7 protein-coding genes are annotated in these 5840 nt (G+C 37.0%); 1 reads left to right on the plus strand and 6 read right to left on the minus strand.

The window, feature by feature from the left end; translation table 11 throughout:
* Positions 1-181: 181 nt before the first annotated feature.
* Complete coding sequence (locus tag AB1422_15660) at positions 182-448, plus strand: hypothetical protein (protein MEW6620746.1); 267 nt, start codon at positions 182-184, stop codon at positions 446-448.
* Positions 449-557: 109 nt separating this feature from the next.
* Here AB1422_15660 and AB1422_15665 read toward each other — a convergent pair whose 3' ends face one another.
* The 6 genes from AB1422_15665 to AB1422_15690 form a co-directional block, all read right to left on the minus strand.
* Positions 558-767 (minus strand): hypothetical protein, encoded by a 210-nt coding sequence (locus AB1422_15665; protein ID MEW6620747.1) that lies wholly within the window; start codon positions 765-767, stop codon positions 558-560.
* A complete protein-coding gene (locus tag AB1422_15670; GenBank protein MEW6620748.1) occupies positions 733-1029 on the minus strand; it encodes a BrnT family toxin in 297 nt (98 codons plus the stop codon). Before AB1422_15670 ends, AB1422_15665 begins: the two co-directional genes overlap by 35 nt.
* Before the next feature lie 821 nt (positions 1030-1850).
* The gene (locus AB1422_15675) at positions 1851-3347 is read right to left on the minus strand and encodes an RNA-directed DNA polymerase (protein ID MEW6620749.1); all 1497 of its coding nucleotides are present in this window, start codon (positions 3345-3347) and stop codon (positions 1851-1853) included.
* A 214-nt stretch (positions 3348-3561) separates the two neighbouring features.
* On the minus strand, positions 3562-3948 hold the full coding sequence (locus tag AB1422_15680) for a retropepsin-like aspartic protease (protein ID MEW6620750.1): 387 nt from the start codon (positions 3946-3948) through the stop codon (positions 3562-3564).
* Positions 3935-4165: a hypothetical protein gene (locus AB1422_15685; protein ID MEW6620751.1), complete on the minus strand. Its 231-nt coding sequence runs from the start codon at positions 4163-4165 to the stop codon at positions 3935-3937. Before AB1422_15685 ends, AB1422_15680 begins: the two co-directional genes overlap by 14 nt.
* A gap of 146 nt (positions 4166-4311) precedes the next feature.
* Entirely contained in the window at positions 4312-5196 is an 885-nt protein-coding gene (locus AB1422_15690; GenBank protein MEW6620752.1) for a HEPN domain-containing protein, read from the minus strand.
* Between the last annotated feature and the right edge of the window lie 644 nt (positions 5197-5840).

A 5840-nucleotide genomic window follows, 5' to 3' on the forward strand; every position in this document is an offset into this window, starting at 1 on the left:
GTCTGTAAAGATGGACCGGTATTTAGTGCTTTGGAGATAGTGTTATGCTAACTATTCAGCCACTGATTAACACGGATTAGCACGGATAAATAGCAGAAGGCAGAGAGCAGAGGGCAGAAGGCAGAGGACAGAAAGCAGAAGGCAGAGGCAGGTTGTCCCCCGCTGGCGGGGGATTAAGGGGGTGGAAATTTCCTCCACTGGCACAGATGAAATCAGGCTCGGGGCACCCATGCAGAGCATGGGTCGTGTGGCTACCAGCCTTCCCGAGTCCCGAACTCCGAGTCCCGAGTCCCGATTTTCAGAAGAACCCTTCAGCCTTCAGCCTAATTACGGACACGGAAAACGGACACGATTCACGAATTTTCAGTGTTTCATCTGTGTCCATCTGTGGCTGAATAGTTACCCTGGATTAAAGCGGACTATAGAAGTCTCAAAAATAGATAACTAAACCTACCAAATACAAAATAGCCTTTTATTCAAATTCCAAATAATACTCCATTGCGTTAGTTCAACCCAGAATTGTGTGTCGGCGTTGCTCCACACAAATTCTTAATTCGTTAGGCATATTGTTTTTGTCTCTTAATAATATCAATTAATGATCTTAATGCTTGATTTACAGATTCATGGTCAGGGAAAAATTTGATAACATCAGGATCAACAACTACAACATTTGTTCCTTCACAGTATTTTTTTGCGTATTTTCCCTGAATACCTTTACTGAAATCATATTCTTCAAGCATATCTCGATCTTTTTGCATTCTCTTCATATTGTTTCCTTTCATTTTTTGTTGCCTTTCTTGAGCTTATTATTCTAATTTTATCCTCTCTTCCTGTATGAACAGTTACTAACACACGATGTTTAACTGAATTCCCAATTAAAATAAATCTGTCTTCTTGCTCAGAATGTAGAGGATCATAGATTGTTAATGATAGTGTATCGCTAAAAGTTGTGCTGGCTTCATCAAAAGATATCCCATGGACATTTATATTCTTAATTGCTTTTCTTGGATCCCACTCAAATAATAACATATTTCATTTTACCAATTCATCTTGAGTGTTAATATTTTATTTGTCTAACGATAGAGCTCACCTGCCGCCAACAGGCTGGGCACAAAACTTTGAAAAACCACTAACCTTTGATGGAGCACAGAATTTCGAAAAACCGCACGCTGTTGGCGGTCAGGTGCAGCGAATGATAATAATTAAAAGGCACTTGAAATCGATCGTACAGTATGATATAATACCAATGAGTTTATCGCTTTAACCACACCTGGATATATATATGAAAACATTAATTGCTTAACCTTCTCCTCTGAGAGGTCAGATGATCTTCTTCAGAGGCATACATATCCAGTATGTGGTCTGGAAGGCGCTCGGGTCGCTCTCCAGCGTTGCCCTATCCTCCTCCCAGGGGAGAAAGCTAAAAAATTAGCTACTATATATTATAATATTATAGCCTTTTCTTTGGCTTGCGTCAAGTATTATTTTGATAAGCCTGTGATTCAGACACTGGACATCAGACACAAAACTATAGACTCTATTTATGCAGGAAATTAGTGACATTTGGGAAACCATCCTCAAAACTTCACTCCCTGAATTTTTCCTAAGTATTACCTACAGAAGTATAGGCAGGTCTCTCAAGCCTTCATTCTTCTGCAATTTCTGCCCGCTTTAGTCTGAGGTCTGATGTCTATAGTCTACTGTCTGAATCACAGTTACTAAACCTGATAAAATACCAGAAATTTAAGTTCATCGGACAGCTCTGGCTGTTAGGTGCACGCAATGGTTAGGCGGAATATTTCGAGTTTCGGGATTAATTCCAGATATTTATTTTAATTAATGGTATAAATTTAATACATCATTGCTTTTTTCTTGAATATTTCAATTTCCTCGGGCTGAACAACTTCTGATGCATCATATACCGAACCAACAACTATTTTTGACACATTTAATGCAGATTTTAATTTTTCGCTTGAGATCCAATCATTTACCCAAAGTTTAGGATTTTCACCATTTACAATTTTGCATATTACTTCATTGCTAGAAAAGGATATTCCAACTGACTTTGGTTGTGTTATTCTTTGCAACCAGATTTCAAGATAGCCGTTATAGGGAACACGTGACATCTTATTATGTACTTTCGTCCATAATTTTGTTTTATCTCTTTGGGGAGCAAGTGCGATAAGATGGCTTAGAATACCAGCAATAGCAGGAAATGTATCTGGAGAAATAAAACCAATATCAACTGCAATTGCAACTTGTACTTCAAGATCATCTGGTGCTTCTGTTTGTTTTGTAATTTTTGTATGGAATTCACTCACTAAACGCCGTAACGTTCCACTATTCGGGAATTGCTGTCCAAATTTATGCAATCGTAAAAGTTGCTTCTGAATTGTCTTTGCATTATCAAGTCCTAAATCTTGTAAATCAATACCGGCCAATTTATCAGGTTTGATAGCCCCCTCAATGACATTTTTAGTAAGATACGTTTTTGAAACACCTACTTTCATCCCAACTGGTCTTAAATTGTCACTAATTATTTTAAGTATCTCTTCTGCACGTTCATCACTATTTGTAAATATCCTATAATCATCACGATATCGTAATATGCGAAAATCTGTCGAACCACATAAAGAGTCATTAATTTGTTTGTCTATAAAACCAAGGACGATCTCTGCCACAAAGTCCATTAAAACAGGGCCCTGTGAAATACCATTTGTTTGACCATATCGGCCCGCCCTTATATGTGAGTCAATTATATTCCCCAAAAGTGAATTATCATTTTTCTTCGCCTTAGCGGTTTTTATACCATGTAACGCCCATGAAATACTGTGGGTATAAAGAGATGCGTAGCAGTCAATTACGTCTGTATGAAGTAAGTGACTAAACTCCAAAGAATATATTAAAGATTGTTGCTCAACGCATTGCCACCAACTTGTAATTTGTTTAGCTACATCTTTTTGATCATCAAGTGACATGACAGGAGCGCTACAACAATAAACGACACCATCTTCAAATTCTGCTATCCTATTAGTGATAAACTTCCAATTATCTGGATCACATATAACATTTACCAATGAAACATAAATTACTGGATGTATAAGCTCAAGTGGCCTCCAAGCAAATTTGCCATCTTTGTTTGAGATGAAGCTATAGTTTACACCTGAATAATCATTGGGATTGGCAACTTTAAATTCTAAATAATGACGCCCATTTAGTATAGTATCAACATCAGATAAAATTTGATCAAAGCTAATGTAGTCTGGTATATCTGCGTTAAAATAACTACTTCCTTTTAAAAAGTGTTTTTTTGCTTCTTCATTTGTTAGGTCAATTAATCTTTTCATCTTAATTCCTTTTATTACATTTGGGGATCTTATTAGATATGATATTAAACTTTAAAATATGATGATATTTACCGCCTAACGATAAAGCTCACCTGCAGCAGGGAGAATTACTACTAAACTTTATAAGCACAATTACCCCTTTGAGATACTACAAAACTTTCAATCACGGCACAGCCCCCGCCGTCCGCTGCAACGATTTGTTAGACAAAATACTTCATACCTCCAATGTACCCTCACTAAAATCTATCTTTAATTTAAGTTCAACCAACGATTTTATCCCCAGCAACCCATCTACATAGCTTTTTGGCGGAAGATCATGAACAACAACCTCAACCTCTTTTATCCTCTTTCCCAGAACAACTATAGACTCCAGGGTAGCCAAAGGAGCTTTTTCCACTCCACTGGCAGTGATTATTTCTATTCTTTCTTTGGATAACTCTGGTTCTAACCCTAAAATTTCAGCAGTTTTCCAGGGAATCATAGTATAAGTTGCTCCTGTATCAAGAGCCATCCTTATCTTCTGCTTGGAGTTACTTTTACCCTCCAATAGGATAGATAGTATAATTACTGGTGCTTTGGTATTAAATCTAAATTTTGGCATAGAATACAACCGCATATCCTTTAGTAGGAATTTTTCCTGTATAGAAATGGTAGGAGTACTTACCTTTTACTTTTTTCATTGCGTCATAGGTCTCATCTCTATCTTTAGAATGTGTTATTACCTTCAGTTCTGTAGGCTCTCCCAGTTCGTCTTCCTTCAATACTTCGGCTAATACCCACTCATCTGTGTATTTTTCTTTTACCTCTTTCAATTTCATTTCTCATCCTCCTATCATGGTCTAACGGCAAAGCTCACCTGCCGCCAACAGTATACACCACAAAAATTTGAAAAACAACTAAACTTTTATAGGGCACATAACTTTGAAAAAACCACCAGCGGTTGGCTCTCAGGTGCAGCGATGGGTTAGGCTTTTTTAATTTCCTGTTCAAATTGCTTAAACTTCTCACGACATTTTTTCAATGATAATCTGCGTAGTTTTTTCACTCGCTCAGCAAGGTATTCAAGTTCTTGTTTTGTTATTTTATAATTCTTGCTGTATCTTGCATCAACATAAGCCTTCTTAAGAAGTTCAAATAATCGCTTTTCTTCACCCTCTTTTCTTGGAAAGATCTTACAGAAATCCTCGTCAATCTTCTCTATCCGCTTGGTCAGTTTCTCTAAATCATGGGTTCTGGGTTTGTAGGAGGTAAGAACAAGGGAAGTGCCAGTGTATAGGTGTTCTGTGGTCTGGTGCAGGCTGAATGCAGCCTCGTTGTTCCAATCTCTTTCAAGCTGAAGCTTGTAAGTTCCAAACAGCCTCTTCGCCTTTGGAAACCAAAGAGCAAGATCCTCTTCCGCTAACTTCTTCTTTATCCCAGGAGTAAGCTTCCTTGCCCGGGCTAATTGGAACCTCTTTGAGTCATAGAGTAAGATGCCTTCTTTTTTGATGTCAGCATAGAAGTATCTGCCAACCGAGAGTTGCTCATTGACATGCTCAATATCTTCAATGATTAAGCTTACAGGGGTAGGGATTTTACGGCTGATCTGATTCTCTATCTTTCCCCAAATCTTAAAATCCTCAGGCTTTTTCTCATCCTTTACGATCACCATAATGTCAAAGTCAGACTCATAGCTGGTAAAGTGCCCCTCTTCTTTATCATAGCGAAAGTCAGAGTCAACAAAGTCTCCCCTGGCATAGCTGCCAAACAGAATAATCATCTCTACCTTGGTGGCATGAGAGATGAGATTGACAATAGTCTCTAACTCCCTCTGTTTTCGAAAAGGAAGATGGTCTAAAGTTGTTTTCATGATAATCCTCAATAATTCAGTAGCCTAACAAGTTATTATATAGTTTTCTTTACTTTAACACAATAGCCTCAAAAAGTCAAGAAAAAATTCGACAAAAACCAATAAATTCTCTATAACTCTAACTGGTTATCATTAACTTTTTACATGATATACAGAAAATAGGATAATTCTGCATGATTAATATACCAATCCATATTCCGCACTCATCCACTAAGGAAATAATATTTTTAGGACTGATAGGAAATTGCTTTTTTGAGTGTTTTGGGTATTATATCCATTTGTGCCCATTGTGAGGATATTTTACCTCAAATTTTATCCTATGTCAACAAAAAATTCGGCTCTTTTGAAAAAATCCAAAAATTAGTATCAAAAATCTGCTCGATTAGATTAGGACAAAATCATAAAAATGGACATTGTCAATGACGATTTTGGACACACTTATCCTGCATGGTATGCTGATGGGAGAAAACTAGTACTGTGTTAAGTAAATTTTTTCACAGTTTTTTCTAAAGTTTTACTGATAAAATGACGATAATTCCACGTGGGCATAGAAATTTTAAGGAGGAAAGAATTATGCAAAAAAGATATCCACGTGGTCCAAAACCAAATTCATTTGATTTATCAGGAGAAATTCTCAAAACTAT

It is taken from the genome of bacterium (genome assembly GCA_040757115.1).
Lineage (GTDB): Bacteria > UBA9089 > CG2-30-40-21 > CG2-30-40-21 > SBAY01 > JBFLXS01.

What these genes read in the sequence shown, in the direction of transcription:
- AB1422_15665 (MEW6620747.1), bottom strand. Translation starts at nt 767, where the DNA reads ATGAAGAGAATGCAAAAAGATCGAGATATGCTTGAAGAATATGATTTC.
- AB1422_15670 (MEW6620748.1), bottom strand. Translation starts at nt 1,029, where the DNA reads ATGTTATTATTTGAGTGGGATCCAAGAAAAGCAATTAAGAATATAAAT.
- AB1422_15675 (MEW6620749.1), bottom strand. Translation starts at nt 3,347, where the DNA reads ATGAAAAGATTAATTGACCTAACAAATGAAGAAGCAAAAAAACACTTT.
- AB1422_15680 (MEW6620750.1), bottom strand. Translation starts at nt 3,948, where the DNA reads ATGCCAAAATTTAGATTTAATACCAAAGCACCAGTAATTATACTATCT.
- AB1422_15685 (MEW6620751.1), bottom strand. Translation starts at nt 4,165, where the DNA reads ATGAAATTGAAAGAGGTAAAAGAAAAATACACAGATGAGTGGGTATTA.
- AB1422_15690 (MEW6620752.1), bottom strand. Translation starts at nt 5,196, where the DNA reads ATGAAAACAACTTTAGACCATCTTCCTTTTCGAAAACAGAGGGAGTTA.